Annotated in this window: 19 protein-coding genes and 1 pseudogene; 16 read left to right on the top strand and 4 right to left on the bottom strand. The window is 72.8% G+C overall.

Translation table 11 applies throughout. The annotated features are described in order from the left end of the window. Positions 1-75: 75 nt before the first annotated feature. Positions 76-939, bottom strand: a complete 864-nt coding sequence (locus tag BM314_RS27650; protein ID WP_091981679.1) for a trypsin-like serine peptidase — start codon at positions 937-939, stop codon at positions 76-78. A gap of 381 nt (positions 940-1,320) precedes the next feature. On the opposite strand from BM314_RS27650, the gene BM314_RS27645 reads away from it, so the two are divergent. The 14 genes from BM314_RS27645 to BM314_RS27580 all read left to right on the top strand — a co-directional run bounded on the left by BM314_RS27645 (position 1,321) and on the right by BM314_RS27580 (position 13,786). Then, complete coding sequence (locus tag BM314_RS27645) at positions 1,321-3,204, top strand: methanol/ethanol family PQQ-dependent dehydrogenase (RefSeq protein ID WP_026605374.1); 1,884 nt, start codon at positions 1,321-1,323, stop codon at positions 3,202-3,204. Positions 3,205-3,366: 162 nt separating this feature from the next. After that, positions 3,367-4,275, top strand: coding sequence for a methanol oxidation system protein MoxJ (gene moxJ / locus BM314_RS27640; RefSeq protein ID WP_056529785.1), 909 nt, complete (start codon positions 3,367-3,369; stop codon positions 4,273-4,275). 69 nt (positions 4,276-4,344) lie between these two features. Next, positions 4,345-4,932 (top strand): cytochrome c(L), periplasmic, encoded by a 588-nt coding sequence (gene moxG / locus BM314_RS27635; protein WP_091981677.1) that lies wholly within the window; start codon positions 4,345-4,347, stop codon positions 4,930-4,932. Between the two features lie 86 nt (positions 4,933-5,018). After that, positions 5,019-5,309, top strand: coding sequence for a methanol dehydrogenase [cytochrome c] subunit (locus BM314_RS27630; RefSeq protein WP_012321128.1), 291 nt, complete (start codon positions 5,019-5,021; stop codon positions 5,307-5,309). Between the two features lie 102 nt (positions 5,310-5,411). Then, positions 5,412-6,443, top strand: coding sequence for an AAA family ATPase (locus tag BM314_RS27625; protein ID WP_091683313.1), 1,032 nt, complete (start codon positions 5,412-5,414; stop codon positions 6,441-6,443). Next, entirely contained in the window at positions 6,440-7,294 is an 855-nt protein-coding gene (locus BM314_RS27620) for a DUF58 domain-containing protein (RefSeq protein ID WP_091928531.1), read from the top strand. Before BM314_RS27625 ends, BM314_RS27620 begins: the two co-directional genes overlap by 4 nt. A gap of 2 nt (positions 7,295-7,296) precedes the next feature. Next, positions 7,297-8,301, top strand: a complete 1,005-nt coding sequence (locus BM314_RS27615; RefSeq protein WP_244540059.1) for a nonribosomal peptide synthetase MxaA — start codon at positions 7,297-7,299, stop codon at positions 8,299-8,301. A 4-nt stretch (positions 8,302-8,305) separates the two neighbouring features. After that, entirely contained in the window at positions 8,306-9,358 is a 1,053-nt protein-coding gene (locus BM314_RS27610) for a vWA domain-containing protein (RefSeq protein ID WP_091928523.1), read from the top strand. Beyond that, positions 9,355-9,987, top strand: coding sequence for an MxaK protein (locus BM314_RS27605; protein WP_091928522.1), 633 nt, complete (start codon positions 9,355-9,357; stop codon positions 9,985-9,987). The genes BM314_RS27610 and BM314_RS27605 overlap by 4 nt, the downstream gene beginning before the upstream one ends. Further along, a complete protein-coding gene (locus BM314_RS27600; protein ID WP_091981674.1) occupies positions 9,984-11,051 on the top strand; it encodes a vWA domain-containing protein in 1,068 nt (355 codons plus the stop codon). Before BM314_RS27605 ends, BM314_RS27600 begins: the two co-directional genes overlap by 4 nt. 2 nt (positions 11,052-11,053) lie before the next feature. Then, positions 11,054-11,608 carry an SRPBCC family protein gene (locus BM314_RS27595; RefSeq protein ID WP_091981672.1) on the top strand — a complete coding sequence of 185 codons (555 nt, stop codon included), beginning with the start codon at positions 11,054-11,056 and terminating at the stop codon, positions 11,606-11,608. A gap of 8 nt (positions 11,609-11,616) precedes the next feature. Continuing rightward, positions 11,617-12,567 carry a YncE family protein gene (locus BM314_RS27590; protein ID WP_091981669.1) on the top strand — a complete coding sequence of 317 codons (951 nt, stop codon included), beginning with the start codon at positions 11,617-11,619 and terminating at the stop codon, positions 12,565-12,567. After that, entirely contained in the window at positions 12,564-13,097 is a 534-nt protein-coding gene (locus BM314_RS27585; protein ID WP_091981666.1) for an MxaH protein, read from the top strand. The genes BM314_RS27590 and BM314_RS27585 overlap by 4 nt, the downstream gene beginning before the upstream one ends. Then, positions 13,094-13,786, top strand: coding sequence for a response regulator transcription factor (locus tag BM314_RS27580; RefSeq protein WP_020096040.1), 693 nt, complete (start codon positions 13,094-13,096; stop codon positions 13,784-13,786). Before BM314_RS27585 ends, BM314_RS27580 begins: the two co-directional genes overlap by 4 nt. A gap of 26 nt (positions 13,787-13,812) precedes the next feature. On the opposite strand, the gene BM314_RS27575 is transcribed toward BM314_RS27580, so the two are convergent. Then, positions 13,813-14,247 carry a hypothetical protein gene (locus BM314_RS27575; RefSeq protein ID WP_244527084.1) on the bottom strand — a complete coding sequence of 145 codons (435 nt, stop codon included), beginning with the start codon at positions 14,245-14,247 and terminating at the stop codon, positions 13,813-13,815. A gap of 95 nt (positions 14,248-14,342) precedes the next feature. On the opposite strand from BM314_RS27575, the gene BM314_RS27570 reads away from it, so the two are divergent. Further along, complete coding sequence (locus tag BM314_RS27570) at positions 14,343-14,639, top strand: hypothetical protein (protein WP_234081578.1); 297 nt, start codon at positions 14,343-14,345, stop codon at positions 14,637-14,639. 49 nt (positions 14,640-14,688) lie between these two features. Here BM314_RS27570 and BM314_RS27565 read toward each other — a convergent pair whose 3' ends face one another. Further along, complete coding sequence (locus tag BM314_RS27565; protein ID WP_091981663.1) at positions 14,689-15,045, bottom strand: VOC family protein; 357 nt, start codon at positions 15,043-15,045, stop codon at positions 14,689-14,691. Between the two features lie 246 nt (positions 15,046-15,291). On the opposite strand from BM314_RS27565, the gene BM314_RS27560 reads away from it, so the two are divergent. Continuing rightward, positions 15,292-17,403 (top strand): putative bifunctional diguanylate cyclase/phosphodiesterase, encoded by a 2,112-nt coding sequence (locus BM314_RS27560; protein ID WP_091981659.1) that lies wholly within the window; start codon positions 15,292-15,294, stop codon positions 17,401-17,403. Positions 17,404-17,934: 531 nt separating this feature from the next. On the opposite strand, the pseudogene BM314_RS27555 reads toward BM314_RS27560, so the two are convergent. After that, a pseudogene (locus BM314_RS27555) lies at positions 17,935-18,210 on the bottom strand (porin family protein); the annotation flags it as partial.

Here is an 18,210-nt window from a genome sequence, read left to right as displayed (position 1 = left end):
GAAACCGCCGCCTTGCTTACCGGGAGCTTACCGGATTCCCGGGGAGGCGCCGCGGACACCCGGGGGCGGCCCGCCCTAGCGGTCCCGGGTCGCGCGGGCCTGAGCCTCCAGGGCCTCGTGGAGCCGGCCCTCGATCAGCAGGGCCGAGCCGTAGTGGAACTCGATGTCGAAGGCGTGGCGCTGGTTCATCGAGAGCGACGCGCTCTGCATCGCGATGAGATGGCCCTCCGCGTCGAACAGGCCCGAGCCCGATCCGCCGTAGCCGTCGTTGCAATCGTGGCGGGCGCGGCGGATCGCGCCCTCGCTCGGCTGATCGATCCGCCGGACGGCGCAGGATTCCCGGCTGCTCTGCCCCCGGTAGTTCTCGTGCCCGGCCGGTGAGACCATCGTCACCGGGAGCGTCAGGTCGCCGGTCGGAAGGGTGGGCGGGTCCGGGATCGGCTGCGGCCGCGCCTCGGCCGGCTCGGCGAGGCGCAGCAGCGCCCAGTCGTCGGTGATGTGCAGGCGCCGCGCCTCGGGCTCGACGCCGAGTTCCAGGATCTCGGGCACGAAGGCGTAGTTCCGACCTGCTATCTGAAAGTAGCAGTCGGCGACGTTTCGAGTAACCTCCAGTTGTCGATTGCGGAAATTGTGCGCGTTCATCAGCACGAGGGACCGGCTCCCGATCAGCCACGCGGCGGCGGCCTTCTGGGGAATCCCGTCCGGGCGCCGGCACCACAGGACGCCCGCGCCGGGAAAGCGCTCCAGGTCGGCCCCCGTCAGCTCGCGCCGCCCGTCCTGCTGGTAGAGCGCCGCGAGACGGCGTTCCCCGCCGGTCCCGGCCGCCAGGGCCGCAGGCGCCAAGGTCGCGGGTGCCAGGACCGCAGGCGCCAGGGCGAGAGCCGCCCAGCAGGCGGCCAGCGCCGGAGAGCGGGCCGCGCAGCCCGTGACATGACCCATGGCGTCCTCCCGGGACGGGTCGGCGGACGGCTCCGGGCCCGCACGCCCGCGTATCGTTCCCACCTGTCTGGCCCACCTTTCTGGGATAGCGGCCGGCTCTCGGTCAAGGTCTCCGTGATCTTACCAGATCTCCGGTGTTCTGTTGCCAAATCATCCCGAAAAGAAATGTTTCGTTTTGCAAAGACACGCATTACAAGCCGTGCGAATAATCAAGTGGCGCACAACGATAATAAGTCTTTCATAAGCTCAGCGAATACTGGAAATAGCCCGGTTATCGCGACGCTGGAGGCGGATTTGTCGGTGAAAGTCGTGTCGCCATCGAATCAACACCACGATGACTGCGAGGCCAAACGGCGTGGCAGTCCGGCGAGGAGACGCAGGATGATCAGGCTCCGGAATTCCGTCTCGGCATTGGCGATCATGGCGCTCGCGCCGGTCGCCATGGCGGGCGTGGCGCAGGCCAACGACAAGCTCGTCGAGAAATCGAAGAGCGACGAGAACTGGGTGATGCCCGGTAAGAACTACGACTCGAACAATTACAGCGACCTGACGCAGATCAACAAGAGCAACGTCAAGCAGCTCAAGCCGTCCTGGACGTTCTCCACCGGCCTGCTCAACGGCCACGAGGGCGCGCCGCTCGTCGTCGACGGCGTCATGTACATCCACACCTCGTTCCCCAACAACACCTTCGCCCTCGGCCTCGACGATCCGGGCAAGATCCTCTGGCAGGACAAGCCCAAGCAGAACCCGGCCGCGCGCTCGGTGGCCTGCTGCGATCTCGTGAACCGCGGCCTCGCCTACTGGCCCGGCGACGGCAAGACCCCGGCGCTGATCCTCAAGACCCAGCTCGACGGCAACGTCGCCGCCCTCAACGCCCAGACCGGCGAGACGGTGTGGAAGGTCGAGAACTCCGACATCAAGGTCGGCTCGACCCTCACGATCGCCCCCTACGTGGTGAAGGACAAGGTGATCATCGGCTCCTCGGGCGCCGAGCTCGGCGTGCGCGGCTACCTCACCGCCTACGACGTCAAGACCGGCGCGCAGGTCTGGCGCGCCTACGCCACCGGCCCGGACGAGGACCTGCTGCTCGCCAAGGACTTCAACATCCACAACGCCCATTACGGCCAGAAGGGCCTCGGCACCTCGACCTGGGAGGGCGACGCCTGGAAGATCGGCGGCGGCACCAACTGGGGCTGGTACGCCTACGATCCGGGCACCAACTTGATCTATTTCGGCACCGGCAACCCGGCGCCGTGGAACGAGACCATGCGTCCCGGCGACAACAAGTGGACGATGACGATCTTCGGCCGCGACGCCGACACCGGCGAGGCGAAGTTCGGCTACCAGAAGACGCCCCACGACGAGTGGGACTATGCCGGCGTCAACGTGATGATGCTGTCCGACCAGAAGGACAAGGACGGGAAGATGAGGAAGCTCCTCACCCACCCGGACCGCAACGGCATCGTCTACACCCTCGACCGGACGGACGGCACGCTGGTCTCGGCCAACAAGATCGACGACACCGTCAACGTGTTCAAGTCGGTGGATCTGAAGACCGGCACGCCGGTGCGCGATCCGGAATACGGCACCCGGATGGACCACCTCGCCAAGGACATCTGCCCCTCGGCGATGGGCTACCACAACCAGGGTCACGATTCCTACGACCCGAAGCGGCAAGCCTTCTACATGGGCATCAACCACATCTGCATGGATTGGGAGCCCTTCATGCTGCCCTACCGCGCGGGTCAGTTCTTCGTCGGTGCGACGCTGAACATGTATCCGGGCCCGAAGGGTGACCGGCAGAACTACGAGGGCCTCGGCCAGATCAAGAGCTACAACGCCATCACCGGCAAGTTCAACTGGGAGAAGATGGAGCGCTTCGCGGTCTGGGGCGGCACCACCGCCACCGCCGGCGACCTCGTCCTCTACGGGACGCTGGACGGCTTCATCAAGGCGCGCGACTCCGACAACGGCGACCTCCTCTGGAAGTTCAAGCTGCCGTCGGGCGCCATCGGCTACCCGATCACCTACACCCACAAGGGCACGCAGTACGTCGCCATTTACTACGGCGTCGGCGGCTGGCCGGGCGTGGGCCTGGTGTTCGACCTCGCCGACCCGACCGCCGGTCTCGGCGCGGTGGGCGCCTTCAAGAAGCTCGCCAACTACACCCAGATGGGCGGCGGCGTGATGGTGTTCTCGCTGGACGGCAAGGGCCCGTACGACGACCCGAACGTCGGCGAGTACGCGCAGCACGCCGCCAAGTAAGGCCCCCCAGTAACCGCCGCCTGCATCCCGTCGGCCCCTCGGCCGGCGGGGTGCTGGGATCAGATCCCGACAGGCGAGGCCCTCTGGCGCCCCGCCTGTCCCTCCGGACACGCCATCCGGACACGCCATCAAGAAACGCTTCGACAACAGGGATCAACGTCCATGCCGCGCCCGCGCGCACGCATCCTGGCGGCCCGCTTCGCCGCCGTCCTGACGCTCGCCACCCTGGCCGCCGGGCCGGTGGCGGCCCAGGAATCCGAGGCCCAGGCCATCCAGTCGGATCCCGGCAAGGCCCCGGCCGCCCCGCCGGCCGACCCCGCGACCCTGCGGATCTGCGCCTCCGAGAAGCAGCCGCCCCTCTCGATGAAGGACGGCTCCGGGCTCGAGAACCGCGTCGCGGTCGCCGTCGCCGAGGCGATGGGGAAGAAGCCCGTCTTCGTCTGGCTCGAGAAGCCCGCGATCTACCTCGTCCGCGACGGCCTGGAGAAGCGGACCTGCGACGTGGTCGTCGGCCTCGACAGCGACGACCCGCGGGTGCTGACCACCCGGCCGTACTACCGGAGCGGCTACGTCTTCATCACCCGCGCCGACAAGGATCTCGACGTGAAGTCCTGGTCCGACCCGCGGCTCAAGACCCTCGACCACATGGTGGTGCCGTTCGGCTCCCCCGGCGAGGCGATGCTCAAGGATATCGGCCGCTACGAGGAGGACATGGCCTACCTCTACTCGCTGGTGAACTTCCGCTCGCCGCGCAACCAGTACACCCAGATCGACCCGGCCCGCATCGTCAGCGAGGTCGCCAACGACAAGGCCGATGTCGGCGTCGCCTTCGGCCCGGACGTGGCCCGCTACGTCAAGGATTCCCCGACGCCGCTGCGCATGACGCTGGTCCCGGCCGACACGGTCGGCAGCGACGGCCGCAAGGTCCCGCAGGTCTTCGACCAGTCGATGGGCGTGCGCAAGGACGACGAGGCCCTGCGCAAGGCCCTCGACGCCGGGATCGAGAAGGCCCGGCCGGCGATCGCGGCGATCCTCAAGCAGGACGGGGTGCCGGTCGTCGCCTCCAACTGAGGCCGCCCCACCCGAGACCGGCCCGGCGCGCCCGGGCCATCGATCAGGACATCAGGACCCGCTCAACAGATGCTCATCGTACGTTCGGCCCGCGTCGCCCTTCTCACCCTCGCCGTGGCGATGCCCGTCGCGGCCCGCGCCCAGCCCCAGTCCGGCCCGCAGACCGGCATCGTCTTCCGCAACACCATCACCGGCGAGGCGATGGACACGGCCGAGGGCAAGCCGGGCGGGCGGGACACGCAAGCGGTCAAGACTTTCTTCCAGACCGGCAAGAATCTCTACATCGACGACAAGTCCTGCCTGCGGAACGGCGAGAGCCTGTTCCTGACCTCGTGCTCCGGCTGCCACGGCCATCTCGGCGAGGGCAAGGTCGGGCCCGGCCTCAACGACGATTACTGGACCTACCCGGCGAACACGACCGATGTCGGCCTGTTCGCGACGCTCTGGGGCGGCGCCAACGGCATGATGGGCCCGCACAACGAGGATCTCAATCCCGACGAGATGCTGCAGGTCATCGCCTGGATCCGTCATCTCTACACGGGCCCGGTGAAGGATGCCGAGTGGCTCACCGACGAGCAGAAGAAGACCTACAAGCCCTTCAAGGAGGGCGAGACCTTTGCCAAGGACGTGCCCGGCCAGTGCAAGCCGCTGGACTAGTCGTTCTCGGCAAGTCGCGCCCCGCGCAAGACGGGGCGAACCGGCGGCCCGACCGGCCGCCCCAGGAAGAGACGGAGGAATCTACGATGCGCACAGTGATCACTGCGGCGATGCTGATCGCGGGGGCGGCCTTCGCGGTGCCGGCGCTGGCCTACGACGGTCAGACCTGCAAGGCGCCGGGCAATTGCTGGCAGCCGAAGCCCGGCTTCCCCGAGAAGGTCGCCGGGACCAAGTACGATCCCAAGCACGACCCGAAGGAGGTCAGCAAGCAGGCCGAATCCATCAAGCAGATGGAGGAGCGCAACAGGAAGCGGATCGAGAACGCCAAGAAGACCGGCAAGTTCGAGTACGACGTCGCCAAGATCTCTTCGAACTGATCGCGACCGATCCGACCGTCCTGGGGCCGGCCCGCGCCGCGGCGCCGGCCCACAGCGACGCTCGGCAGCGCACGCCGCATCGACACGCGCAGGCACCGCCTCATGAACACCCTCCGTTCCGGAGACACGATGCTCACCGACTGGCGGGCGGCGGCGGCCCGCTTCGAGGCGGAGGTCGCCAAGGCGGTGGTCGGCCAGGAGCGGGCGATCCGCCTCGTGACGATCGCGATCTTCGCCCGCGGCCACGTGATGCTCGAGGGCGATGTCGGCGTCGGCAAGACCACCCTGCTGCGGGCGGTGGCCCGGGCGCTGGGCGGGGCCTACGAGCGCGTCGAGGGCACGGTCGACATGATGCCGACCGACCTGATCTACCACACCTACCTCGGCCCCGACGGCCGGCCGCGGGTCGATCCCGGCCCGGTCCTGGCCCGGGCCGAGGATCTCTCGGTGTTCTTCTTCAACGAGATCAACCGGGCGCGGCCGCAGGTCCACGCCCTGCTGCTCCGGCTGATGGCCGAGCGCAGCGTCCAGGCCTTCGGCCGCACCTACGCCTTCCCGAACCTGCAGGTCTTCGCCGACCGCAACCGCGTCGAGCGGGAGGAGACCTTCGAGCTCCCGGCCGCGGCCCGCGACCGCTTCCTGATGGAGATCGGGCTGGAGGCGCCCCGGGACGCGGCGGTGCGCCGGAGCCTGGTCTTCGACCCGCGCTTCCACGACACCGACGCCCTCGTCGGCGCGGTCGCCGAGGGCGTGCTCGACCACGCCCGGATCGGCGGCATCGCGGCCGCGATCCAGCACGCCGTCCGCGCGGAGCCGTCGATCGAGGCCTACGTGGTGGCCCTCTGGGACGCGCTGGTCCGCCCCGCGGAGGCCGGGATCCGGCTCCCGGGCCTCGACACCGCCACCCTGGTGCAGGGCGGCGCCTCGCCGCGCGGCGTCGCCTTCCTGGTGCGCGCCGCCCGGGTGCGGGCGTGGCTGGAGGGCCGCGAGTGGCTGGTGCCGGAGGACGTGCGGGCGGTCTTCACCGAGGTGATGGCCCACCGGGTCTTCCTCGAGCCCGTCCACGAATTGCAGCGCGGCGCGATCGTGCCCGCCCTGTGCCGGGCCGCGTTCGAGACGGTGCCGGCGCCGTGAGCGACCCGCGCACGGCCGACATCGTCTACCTGCCGCGCTGGCGGCCGCGCGGCAGCCGGGCCGGCCTCCACCGGGGGCGCGACGCCGGCGGCGCCGGCCCGTTCCGCGATCAGGTGCCGTTCCTGCAACTGCCGGATGCCCGCCGCATCGACCTGCGCGCGACGCTGCGCGACCCGTTCGAGGGCGTGCATGTCCGCCGCTTCGAGGCGCGGACCGCGGTCGAGACCTGGGTCCTGGTCGATCTCTCGGCCTCGATGGGCTTTTCCGGCACGGCCGACCGGGCGCGGCTCACGGGCGATCTCTGCCGGGCCCTGGCCGTCTCGGCGACCCGGATCAGCGACGGGTTCGGCCTGATCGGCTGCGACGAGACCCTGCGCGACGACCTCACCCTCCCCGCCACCCGCCACCGGGGCGCGGCCGTCGCCGCGGCCGAGCGGGTCGCGGGCGCGCCGCGCGCGGGACGCGGCTGCGCCGGCATGCTCGAGGCCGCGCGGCGGCTCGCCGGGCGGCCGAAGCTCGTCTTCCTCGCCTCCGACTTCCGCTGGCCGGAGAGCCTGATCGCCCGAGTCTTCGCCGCCCTGGCGCCGCACGACACGGTGCCGATCCTGCTCGCCGACCCCGCCGAGGCGGAGGCGCTGCCGGCCTTCGGCCTCGTCGAGCTCGACGACCTCGAGGGCGGCGGCCGCCGCGTGGTCCTGCTGCGCCCGAGCCTGCGCCGGGCCTGGATCGCCCGGGAGCGGGACCGGGTCGCCGCCCTGGAGCGCGCCGCCGCGCCCTTCGCGCGCCGGGTCTTCCGGCTCGCCGGACGCTTCGACGCCCAGGCGCTGACCCGCCACCTGATGACGACCTGAGCATGGGCGCGCGCGGTCCCGCCCTCCTGCCGGCCGGCCTCTCCGCCGGTCTCTTCGCCAGCCTCCGCGCCGGCGTCCTCGCCGGTGTCCTGGCCGGCATCCTGGCCGCGCCGCTCGCCCTGACGGCCGGCCCGGCCGCCGCGCAGGTGCGCTCCGTCGAGGTGCGCAGCCCCCGGCCCTTCGGGATCTTCCTGGGCGACCTGGTCGAGGCGCAGGTGGAGATCCTGGCCGATCCCGACTTCCGGCTGCAGCGCGCGACCCTGCCCCGGCCCGGTCCGGTGACCTACTGGCTCGACCTGCGCGCCGTCGCGGTCGACGAGGCCCCGGCGGCCGGCGGCCGGCGGGTGCGCCTGCGCCTCACCTACCAGAGCTTCTACGCCGCCCTCGACGCCCGCACCCTGGAGGTGCCGGGCTTCCCCCTGACGCTGGCGAGCGAGGCGGCGACCGGGCGCACCACCGCGGCCGTCCAGGTGCCGGGCTGGAGCCTCGGCGTCTCGCCCCTGCGCGAGGTGCAGCCGCAGCGGCGCGAGGATCCGGCCGAGTACCTGCGCCCGGACGGCCGGAGCGGGCGGGTCGATCCCGGGCCGGACGTCGCAGCGGCGGCGGGTCTCGGCGCCCTCGCGGGCCTCGCCGCGCTGGCGCTGGCGCACGATCGGGCCTGGGGACCGTTCCGGCAGCGGCGGGGCCGGCCCTTCGCGGCGGCTCTGCGCGCGCTCCGGCGGCAGCGGGCGGGGGCCGGGCCCGATCAGGCCTACCGGGCGGCGCTGCTGGCCCTGCACCGGGGCCTCGACCTGACCGACGGGAGGCGGGTGCTGGCCGACGATCTTGGCGCCTTCCTCGCCCGGCACGGGGCCTTCCGGGGCCAGGCGGCGGGGCTCGCGCGCTTCTTCGAGGCCTCGCGCCTCGCGTTCTTCGGCGGCCGGCTGCCGGCCGCGCGCGCGGCCTGGCCCCGCGCCGAGGCCGAGGCGCTCCTGGCGCGGCTCGCGGCGGCGGAGCGGAGCGCGTGAGGCCGTGACCGATCTCCTCGCCCGCCTCGGCGCGACCGATCCCTGGGTCCTGTGGCTGCTGCCGCTGGCGCTGCTGCCGCTGGCCCGCTCGGCCCTGCGCCGAACGGCCGTGCCGGCGGTCGCCGCCGCCCCGGCCGACCCCCTCTCGGCCTGGCTCGGCCGGGCGCTGACGCTCGCCGGCGTCCTGGCCATCGCCGGCCTGATCGTGGCCCTGGCAGGCCCCTACCGGACGGGCGCAAGGATCGAGCGCCTCGGCATCGGCGCGCAGGTCTCGCTGCTGATCGACCGCTCAGGCAGCATGAACGAGACCTTCGCGGGCCGGCAGCCCTCCGGCGCCGAGGAATCGAAGGCTGCGGCCTCCCGGCGCCTGCTGGCCGATTTCGTCGGCGCCCGGGCGCACGATCTGTTCGCCGTGACGGCCTTCTCCACCGCGCCGATGCTAGTCATGCCGATGACCGACCGCCACGACGCCGTGCGGGCGGCGATCGCCGCCATCGACCGGCCCGGCCTCGACTACACCAATATCGGCCGGGGCCTCGGCATGGCCCTGTCGCAGTTCGGAATCGATGTCGGCGCCTCGCGGGTTCTCCTGCTGGTCTCCGACGGCGCGGCGGTGATCGACCCGCGCATCCAGGACCAGCTGCGCGCCGCGGTCGCGCGGATCCGGCCGAACCTGTACTGGCTGTTCCTGCGCACCCAGGGATCGCCCGGCATCGCCGACCGGCCGGCCGGCGAGGACACGCCCCAGGCCGCGCCGGAGCGCCATCTCGACCTGTTCTTCAAGAGCCTCGGCGTGCCCTACCGCGCCTTCGAGGCCGAGGGCGCCGAGGCGGTGGCCGCCGCCATCCGGCAGATCGAGGCCCTGGAGCGGGACCCGATCCCCTACGTCGAGGAGCGCCCGCGCCGGGACCTGACCGGGCTCGCCGCCGCGCTCGCCGCCCTCGGCCTCGCCGCGCTCGTCGTGGCCAAGCTCGCCGAGGCGGACCTCGCGGGGGCCCCGGCCGGTGCGGAGACCGCGACGGAGGCCGCGGGCGCGGCGGCGCGGAGGGCGGCATGAGCGCCGGCGCCCTCCTCGACGGCCCGGCCCCGCGCCGCCGCGCCGCCCTCCCCCGCCTCGGCGCCGCGGCGGCGTGGCGCCGGGTCCGGCCGGCCCTGCTGGTCGCGCTGCCGCTGGTCCTCGCGGCCGCCGCCCTGTGGTTCGCCGTCTCGGGCTGGAGCGCCGCGCGCGACGACGACCGGATCGCCGCCCTGGAGGCGGGCCGCGACCGGCCGGTCGAGCCGGATGCGCGGCCGGCCCTCCTGGCGGCACGGATCGGATTCCTCGCCGCCCGGGACCGTCTCGGCGAGACCGAGCCCCTCCTCGACGCCCTCGACCGCGCCGGCGCGGTGCGGGAGGCGGCCCGGGCGCGGTACGTCATCGGCAACGCGCGGATGCGGCAGGCCTTCGCGCTGATCGGCCGGGGCGACCTCGACAAGGCCGCGCCCCAGGTGACGCTGGCGCGGCAGGATTACCGCCGCGCCCTCCAGGCCCGGCCCGAATTCTGGGACGCCAAGTACAACCTCGACGTCGCCTCGCGCCTCGTGCGCGACTACCCGGAATTCGACCGCAAGACCGGGGACGAGCTGCGCGCCGAGCCGAAGAAGATCTGGACCGACATCCCCGGCCAGCCGCGGGGCGGCCCGTGAGCCCGCGGCGCGTCCTTCCCCCCGTCCTGCCCTCGGTCCTGCCCACCCTCGTCGCCCGCAACCTGCGCGACGGGCGGTTCCGCGCCCTGGCGGCCGCCCTCGCGCTGGCGCTGGCGGCCCTGGTCGCGCCGCCGATCCCGGTCACCCGCACCGGCGTGTCGGTGCTGGCGGTGGTCGACATCACCGGCAGCATGGCGGTGCGCGACTATCCCGCCGCCGGCGGGTCGATGAGCCGGCTCGAGACCGTCAAGGCGGCGCTTCGGGCGACGCTGCCCGACCTCCCCTGCGGCTCGCGGGTGGCGCTCGGCCTGTTCACCGACCGGCGGCCGTTCCTGCTGTTCACGCCGGTCGAGGTCTGCGCCGACTTCGCGCCGCTGGACGGCGCCATCGCGGCCCTCGACCCGCGCATGGCCTGGGAGGGGGACAGCCGCATCGCGGCCGGCCTGTTCCGGTCGATCGCCATGGCGGGGGAGATCGACGCCGACCTCCTGTTCCTCACCGACGGCCAGGAGACGCCGCCGCTGCCCGCCTCCGGCGGCCCGACCTTCGACAGCAGGCCCGGCGCGGTGCGCGGGCTGATCGTCGGCGCGGGCGGCTACGGCCTGTCGCCGATCCCGCGCTTCGACGATCGCGGGCGCGAGACGGGTTTCCTCGGCGAGAGCGACGTCCAGCAGGAGAACCGCTCCGGGCCGCCCCCGGCCGACGCGGAATCCCGCGAGGGCTACAACCCGCGCAACGCCCCCTTCGGAGCCCAGGCCGCCCACGGCACCGAGCACCTCTCGTCGGTCCGCGAGCCCTACCTGAAGCGCCTCGCCGCCGAGACCGGCCTCGACTACGTCCATCTCGACGGCCCGGGCGGTCTCGCCGCCCCTCTGCGCGCCGCGGCGACGCCGCGCCCGCTGCCCGGCCGCCTCGACCCGCGGCCCGCCCTCCTGGCGACGGCCCTGGTTCTGACGCTCCTGGCCCTCCTGGCGGGCCCCCTCGCCCGCGCCCTTCGCGCGCTCCGCGCGCGCGCGGGCCACCCTGCTCCAACCCCTGCTCCAACCGGAGCGATCAGGACCTGACCATGCGGATGCCCCTCGCCCTCTTTCCGGCCCTCGCCCCGGCCCTCGCCGTCGTCGGCCTCGCCGGCGCGGCGCTGGCCCACGGGCCGACGCCGCAGAAGATCGACCAGTCGATCACCATCCAGGCGCCCCCGGAGGCGGTCTGGAAGGTGATGGGCGATTTCGGCGGCATCGGGCGCTGGCACCCGGACGTGGCCAAGGCCGAGGCCAGTGGCGGCAACGTCGAGGGCACGACCCGCCGGGTGACCCTAAAGGCCGGCGGCACCCTGGTCGAGGGGCTGGACGAGTGGCTGGCCGACGGCCGGACCTACTCGTACCGGATGTCCGACCCGGACCTGAAGGCGCTCCCCGTCTCCTCCTACTCGGCGACGCTCACCGTGACCCCGGACGGGACCGGCTCCAAGGTGTCGTGGATCGGCCGCTTCTACCGGGGCGACACCGGCAACGAGCCGCCGGAGACTCTCAGCGACGAGGCCGGGCGCGCGGCGATGAACCGCTACTTCGCGGACGGGCTCAAGGGCCTGAAGGCGGCCGTCGAGGGCCGGACGACCCATTGAGGCCCCGCATGCGCCACCTGTGGCTGATCGCGACGCTCGCGGTCGCGGTCGCGGCCGGGACCGGCGCTGGGACCAGTGACGCGTCCGCGGCCGGCGACCCGGTCTGGGTCGTCAGCCAGCAGGGGGCCGAGCTGGCGCGGATCGAGGCCGGGAAAGTGGCCGGGCGGATCCCGCTCGGGCCGGCGCCGGTGGCGGCGGCGACCGACCGGGCCGGCCGCCTCTATCTGACCCACCCGGACGGGCGCGCCGTCACCGTCGTCGCGCCCGGCGCGCCGCCCCGCCGCCTGCCCGTCCCCGGCCAGGCCTTCGGCCTCGCGGCGAGTCCGGACGGGGCGCGCCTGTACGTCGGCGACTGGTCGGGCGACCGCGTCCTGCGGATCTCCGCGGCGACCGGCGCCGTCGAGGGCGCCGCCGCGGTGGGCCGCGACCCGGCCCATCTCGTCCTCGACCGGCGCGGGCGGCTCTACGTCGCCGACCGCGAGAGCCGTCAGGTCAGCGTGATCGACACCGGGACGATGGCCCGCGTGGCCGTGGTCCCGACCGGCGAGGCGCCCTTCGCCCTGGCGCTCGCACCGGACGAGGCCAGCCTCTACGTCGCCAACGTGCGCAGCGGCGACCTCACGGTGATCGACACGGCGACGCTGCGGGCCCGCGCCACGGTTCCGGCCGGCCGGATGCCCTACGGCGTGGCGGTTACCGGGGACGGCAGCCGCATCCTGGTCACCAACCAGCACGCCGCCGCCGTGACGGTGATCGACGCGGCCCGGCTCGAGATCGTCGCCACCGTGGCGGTGGGCCCCTATCCCGAGGGCATCGCGGTGGTCGGTCCGCTTGCCTACGTGGCGAACTGGTTCTCGGACGACGTCTCGGTGATCGATCTCGCCACCTGGCGCGAGACGGCGCGCATCAAGGTGGCGGAGGGCCCGCGCACGGTCCTGGCGGGGGAGCCCGCGCGATGAGCCGTGCCGGCCGCATCTGGATCGCGTCCGGGCTGGTCCTGCTGGCCCTCGGCGCCTGCGACCGCGGGGCGGACGAGCGCGCCGACGCGCGCGCCGACGAGGCCGGCGCGGTGGTGGCCACCATCGCCGAGGGTACCCTGCCGGCCTGGCTCGCGCCGACCGACGGGACCGACCCGGCCCGCTGGCTCGCGGGCCGCGAGGCCGGCAAGGCCCTGCCGGCCGACGATCCCCGCGTGCGCGCGATGGCGACGGCACTGGCCGGAGCCCGCGACGGCTTCATCGAGGACCCGCGCATGATCGCCAACCGCACCGTCCAGCTCGGCCAGATGCTGGCCGAGGCCGGCATCGGCGAGGGCTACGGCGCGATCCTCGACGGTCTCGGCGGCATCGCGGCGGAGCGCGGCCGCCGCAAGAGCCTCTACGGCGAGATGTGCCAGCACTACTACAACGCCCGGATGCAGGGGGCCGACCACGCGGCCGCGCTGGCGCGCCTCGCCGGCCCGTACCCGGTCGGCGAGGGGACGCCGTGAGCGCCGCCCGGGCCTCGGCCGACCGTCCGGCGGGGCGGGACGGCCCGCGGGTTCTCGACGCGGTGCTGATCGTCGACGACCATCCGGTCGTGCGGCGCGGCTTCCGCCATCTCGCCGAGGATGCCGGCGTCCGGGCGGTCCACGAGGCCGCGGACGTGGTGTCGGGCTACCGCACCTTCCACCGCCACCGGCCCGGGCTGGTGGTGACCGACCTGGGCTTCCGCGACCAGGGGCTGTCGGGCCTGTCGCTGATCCGCCGGGTGCGGGCCCTTGAGCCGGCGACCCGGATCCTCGCCTTCAGCATGCACGACGATCCGGTGATCGTCGCCCGGGCCATCGAGGGCGGGGCGCACGGCTTCGTCCTGAAGGACACGGCGGTGACGCGCTTCCACGAGGCGCTGGCGACCGTGTCGGCCGGGCACAGCTACCTGCCGCACGAGGTCGCGACCAAGATCGCCATGCTGAATGCCGGGCTCCTGGAATCGCCCCTCGCGCGCCTGACCGCGCGGGAGGTTCAGGTGCTGTCGCTGCTGGGGGCGGGCAAGTCCAACGAGGCGATCGCCGACAGCCTGTCGATGAGCCACCGGAGCGTGTCGGCCGTCGTCTCGGGCATGAAGCAGAAGCTCGGCGCCGGCAGCCTCGCCGACCTCCTGCGCATCGCCCTGTCGCGGGACGGGCGCCCGGTGTGACGACGACCGCCGTCAGCGGGCCGGGGCTACCGCGGCACGATCAGGCCGGGAACGATCGATCCCTGCGGCCCGAACGTCGCCTCGGCCTTCCGGCAATTGGCCGCGACGTCCTTCTGGTAGGCCGCGATGTAGCGGGTCGCGGTCAGGTGCAGGTCGCCGGTCTCCAGACTCGCCGCGTCGACGCCCAGGGCCTCGACGGTCTGCTTGAGGCGCGCGGGATCGCTGCGCAGGCCGGGACATTCGAGGTTCACGAAACCGGCGAGCCCCGCGAGCTTCGCGGCCTGATTGCGCCGCGGATCGGCGGCCGCCGGGTCCTGCGCCTGCATCGGGGGCTGTCCCTGGGGCTGGATCGGGGGTTGCGGGATGGGCTGCGCGGGGGGCTGCGCCTGAGCGTGGGCCTGGGCCGTCAGAAGACCCAGGAGGCCGGCCGAGATCGGGCCGGAAAGACGGATCGCGCGCATCGCTTCTCCCATCCAGTCGCAGGAGCAGCGCGTCCGTCGACCGTCACCGCTGCGAAGAGTCGCGCAGTTCTATGCCGCTGGATCGGAGATTTACAATGCAGACCAAGCTTATAATCGTCTTAGTGACTCTGGCCTGCGCGACTCTGCCGGCGAAGGCCGCCCGCCTGACCGTGGACGACAAGGCCTCGCTGTGGCCGCGGGCGAGCGCGACCGACAAGATCGATTTCTCGACCCGGATGGGCCGGGCCTTCCACACGCTGTCGCCCAAGCTGGACGCAGCGTACTTCATGCGCTGTCTGGAGGAGACCGCCAATATCGGGGACACTAAGGACCTGCGGCTCGAGGAGATGGTGCGGACCTGCATCTCCCTGGTCCGGGACGAGGCCGAGTGAGCGGCCGGCCCGGCCTCACGGACGGCCTCACGGACGGCCTCGCGCGGCTTCACGCACGATGGGCGACGATGTTGACCAGCCGGTCGAACGGGTCGCGGACGTAGAACCGCTCCACGCCCCAGGGCTCACGGGCCGGGCCGTACAGCACGGGCAGGCCGGCCCGCCTCACGCGGGCGAGGACCTCCGCTAGGTCGTCGACCTCGACCGAGATGTCGGGAACCGGCGTGCCCGAGCCGCCCGCGCTGGCCACGCTGATCTGCGGCGTCGCCGACATCCCGGGGGCCGCGAAGGTCAGGATCCAGCCGTGATCCATGACCACCTCCAGGCCGAGCACCTCCGCGTAGAAGGACCGCGCCGCCTCGACCTGCGTGGTCCGGATGTTGGTGACGATCCGCCTCACGGCCATGGCCCGGTCCCCGCTGCGCGCCGCCTATCAGAGGGCTCCGCGGGCGGCCCGGCAAGGCCCGGCAAGGCGCCTCGGGAATCCGGGTCCCGGCCTCGTCCCGGCTAACCGCCCGGAAGTGCACGCAGCGATTGAAAGCGGGCCTCCGGAAAGAATCCGGAAAGCTCCCCGATGGTACCGTCCGCGCCGGTGGGACCTCGCACCGTCCAGCAGAATGTTCGCCCAGGCGGACGATTGGGATCCCCGGGTATGAACAGTGGGACGGTCGCGCTGCGGGAGAAGGCGAAGCTCCTCGACACCGTTCTCGACACGATGGATCAGGGGCTGATGATGATCGACGCCGCCGGCGTCGTTCAGGTCTGTAATGCCCGCGCCCTCGCGCTGCTCGACCTGCCGCCGGACCTGATGCGGTCCCGCCCGACCTTCGAGGCGGTGCGGCAATACCAGATCGCGCGGGGCGAGTTCGGGAAGGCGAGCGAGACCCTGCAGCGCTGGGTGGCCGCGGGCGGCCTGGAGTGCCGCGCCCACACCTACGAGCGCGAGCGCCCCGACGGCACCGTGCTGGAGATCCGCACCGTGCCGCTGCCCGACGGCGGTGCGGTGCGGACCTTCACGGACATCACCGCGCGCAAGCGGGCCGAGGAGACGCTGCAGGTCAGCGAGACCCGCCTCGCCCTGGCGCAGGATGCGGGCAGCGACGGGCTCTGGGACTGCGACCTCACGACCGGGGAGGCGTGGTCCTCCGACCGCTGGTGGGGGGTCCTGGGCTACGAGCCCGGCGAATTGGCGAGCCACGCGCGGACGTGGCGGGCCCTGCTCCACCCGGAGGATGCGGGCGCGGCCGAGCGGGCCCTGATCGAGCACCTGAGCGGGCGGGCGCCGACCTACATGTCCGAGCATCGCATGCGCCGCAAGGACGGCTCCTGGGCCTGGATGATGACGCGCGGCAAGGTGGTGGCGCGCGCCGCCGACGGCCGCGCGGTGCGCTTCATCGGCACCCAGATCGACATCAGCGCCCGCAAGGCCGCCGAGGGGCAGGTCGCCCACATGGCGCGCCACGACGGCCTCACCGACCTGCCCAACCGCGCCCTGTTCTACGAGCGGCTCGAGATCCGGCTCGCCGACCTGCATCTGAACGGCGGCACCTGCGCGGTGCTGTGCCTCGACCTCGACCGCTTCAAGGCCGTCAACGACAGCCTCGGCCACGCGGCCGGGGACTTCCTGCTCCGGGCGGTAGCCCATCGCATCCGCGCGGTGCTGCGGGCCGACGACATGGTGGCGCGCTTCAGCGGCGACGAGTTCGCCGTGCTGGTGGCCGATGCGGACGACCCTGCCCGCGCGGAGGCCCTGGCGGCGCGCCTGATCGCGGCCGTCCAGGCGCCGATCCCCTTCGGCAAGCGGCGACTGAAGGTGGGCCTGAGCGTCGGCATCGCCCGGGCACCCGGCCACGGCTTCGACAGCGAGACGCTGGTCCGCCGGGCCGACCTCGCCCTGTACCGGGCGAAGACCGAGGGGCGGAACACCCACCGGGTGTTCGAGCCCGCGATGGACGCGGCCGAGGCGGCCCGGCGCGATCTGGAGCGCGACCTGCGCCAGGCGATCGAGGGCGACGAGCTCATCCTGCACTATCAACCGCAGGTGAGCACCGCCACCGGCCGGCTTCTCGGGTTCGAGGCGCTCGTGCGCTGGGAGCATCCGACCCGCGGCCTCGTGCCGCCGAACGCCTTCATCCCCCTGGCGGAGGAGAGCGGGCTGATCCTGCCGCTCGGTGAGTGGGTGCTCCGGGCCGCTTGCCGCGAGGCGGCCCGCTGGGCGCACCCTCTGAAGGTGGCGGTGAACCTGTCGCCGCGCCAGTTCCAGCAGGCGGATCTGCCCGAGCGCGTGCTGTCCATCCTGACCGAGACGGGCCTGGCGCCGACGCGGCTCGAACTCGAGATCACCGAGACCCTGATCATCAACGACATGGCGCGGGCGCTCGGCATCCTGCGCCGGCTGAAGGCCTTCGGCGTGTCCATCGCGATGGACGATTTCGGCACCGGCTACTCATCCCTCGCGACGCTGCAGGCCTTCCCCTTCGACAAGATCAAGATCGACCGGTCCTTCGTGGGCCATGTCGAGGTCAGTCCGCAGGCGGCGGTGATCGTGCGGGCGGTTCTGGGGCTCGGCCGCAGCCTCGGGATGAGCGTCGTGGCGGAGGGCGTCGAGACGGAGGCGCAGATGCGCTTCCTGGCCGCGGAGGCCTGCGACGAGGTCCAGGGCTACCTGATCAGCAGTCCGCAGCCGATCGAGCGGTTCGCCGCGCAGATCGACGCGTCCGAAACGTTCGTGCCACCCGGCCGCCCCGATTCGGCCGTCGCCTGAGGCGCGCCGCGACGCCCCGGCGACGGCCCGGACGACCGAACACTCGTCGTGGTATCCGGCGCGGAGCGCCGAGCGGCGGCCCTACCGCCCGCCTCTGTGGCACGGCCGCGACACCCGCCGACGACCGCCTGTGGATGACGCGACCTGCCCCCGATCCGTCAAGGTTCGGATGCCAGCGTGACCGCGCACCTCCGATCCGGCTCCCTCAGCTCCGCCATCCCATGTTCGCCCAGCCCCACGCCCTCATCCTCCGCCATCGCGAGCGCGTCGCCGTGCTCATCTCCTCCGCGCTGTTCCTGGCGGGCGCCCTGCCGCTCTTCTGGGCGATCGGCTGAGGCTCGATCCCGGGCCAGCCGCATCGTCGGCTGGCCGTCGAGCTTCCGCGCCGCCGCGCTCGCGAGGACGGGGGGCCGCGTTCGGCCCGCCCGAACGGCGAAGGGGCCGCCTCCTGTGGGAAGCGGCCCCTTCGCGTGTCGGGTCGGGTGCGACGGTCGGGATGCGAGCGTCGCACCCGACCGTCGCTGGTCGATCTCAGTAGGAGCCGAACTTGTAGTTCAGGCCGGCGCGGACGACGGCGAACTCGTCGGAGCGGCGACCGATGCCGCTGTAGACGACCGGGAAGTTGTTGGCGGCGTTGATGACGAACGCGCCCTGGTTGCGGGTGTTGCGGTCGAGGTTGACGTACAGGCCTTCGACCTTGAGCGTCACGGCCGAGGAGCGGAAGAAGTTCAGGAACGAGTCGGTGGGCAGGGCGTACTCGATGCCGCCGCCGACGGCCCAGCCGGTGCGGAAGCTGTCGTTGCCGGC

This window comes from Methylobacterium sp. 13MFTsu3.1M2 (assembly GCF_900112625.1).
GTDB lineage: Bacteria > Pseudomonadota > Alphaproteobacteria > Rhizobiales > Beijerinckiaceae > Methylobacterium.
The sequence above is the reverse complement of the archived record's forward strand: the minus strand, read 5'-3'. Positions and strand labels throughout refer to the sequence as shown.

Bases quoted from the DNA above. Each gene is read 5' to 3' on its own strand.
- BM314_RS27650 (WP_091981679.1), bottom strand. From the start codon at position 939: ATGGGTCATGTCACGGGCTGCGCGGCCCGCTCTCCGGCGCTGGCCGCC.
- BM314_RS27605 (WP_091928522.1), top strand. From the start codon at position 9,355: ATGAGCGCCGGCGCCCTCCTCGACGGCCCGGCCCCGCGCCGCCGCGCC.
- BM314_RS27625 (WP_091683313.1), top strand. From the start codon at position 5,412: ATGAACACCCTCCGTTCCGGAGACACGATGCTCACCGACTGGCGGGCG.
- BM314_RS27575 (WP_244527084.1), bottom strand. From the start codon at position 14,247: ATGCGCGCGATCCGTCTTTCCGGCCCGATCTCGGCCGGCCTCCTGGGT.
- moxG (WP_091981677.1), top strand. From the start codon at position 4,345: ATGCTCATCGTACGTTCGGCCCGCGTCGCCCTTCTCACCCTCGCCGTG.
- BM314_RS27595 (WP_091981672.1), top strand. From the start codon at position 11,054: ATGCGGATGCCCCTCGCCCTCTTTCCGGCCCTCGCCCCGGCCCTCGCC.
- BM314_RS27570 (WP_234081578.1), top strand. From the start codon at position 14,343: ATGCAGACCAAGCTTATAATCGTCTTAGTGACTCTGGCCTGCGCGACT.
- moxJ (WP_056529785.1), top strand. From the start codon at position 3,367: ATGCCGCGCCCGCGCGCACGCATCCTGGCGGCCCGCTTCGCCGCCGTC.
- BM314_RS27645 (WP_026605374.1), top strand. From the start codon at position 1,321: ATGATCAGGCTCCGGAATTCCGTCTCGGCATTGGCGATCATGGCGCTC.
- BM314_RS27565 (WP_091981663.1), bottom strand. From the start codon at position 15,045: ATGGCCGTGAGGCGGATCGTCACCAACATCCGGACCACGCAGGTCGAG.
- BM314_RS27615 (WP_244540059.1), top strand. From the start codon at position 7,297: ATGGGCGCGCGCGGTCCCGCCCTCCTGCCGGCCGGCCTCTCCGCCGGT.
- BM314_RS27590 (WP_091981669.1), top strand. From the start codon at position 11,617: ATGCGCCACCTGTGGCTGATCGCGACGCTCGCGGTCGCGGTCGCGGCC.
- BM314_RS27560 (WP_091981659.1), top strand. From the start codon at position 15,292: ATGAACAGTGGGACGGTCGCGCTGCGGGAGAAGGCGAAGCTCCTCGAC.
- BM314_RS27585 (WP_091981666.1), top strand. From the start codon at position 12,564: ATGAGCCGTGCCGGCCGCATCTGGATCGCGTCCGGGCTGGTCCTGCTG.
- BM314_RS27630 (WP_012321128.1), top strand. From the start codon at position 5,019: ATGCGCACAGTGATCACTGCGGCGATGCTGATCGCGGGGGCGGCCTTC.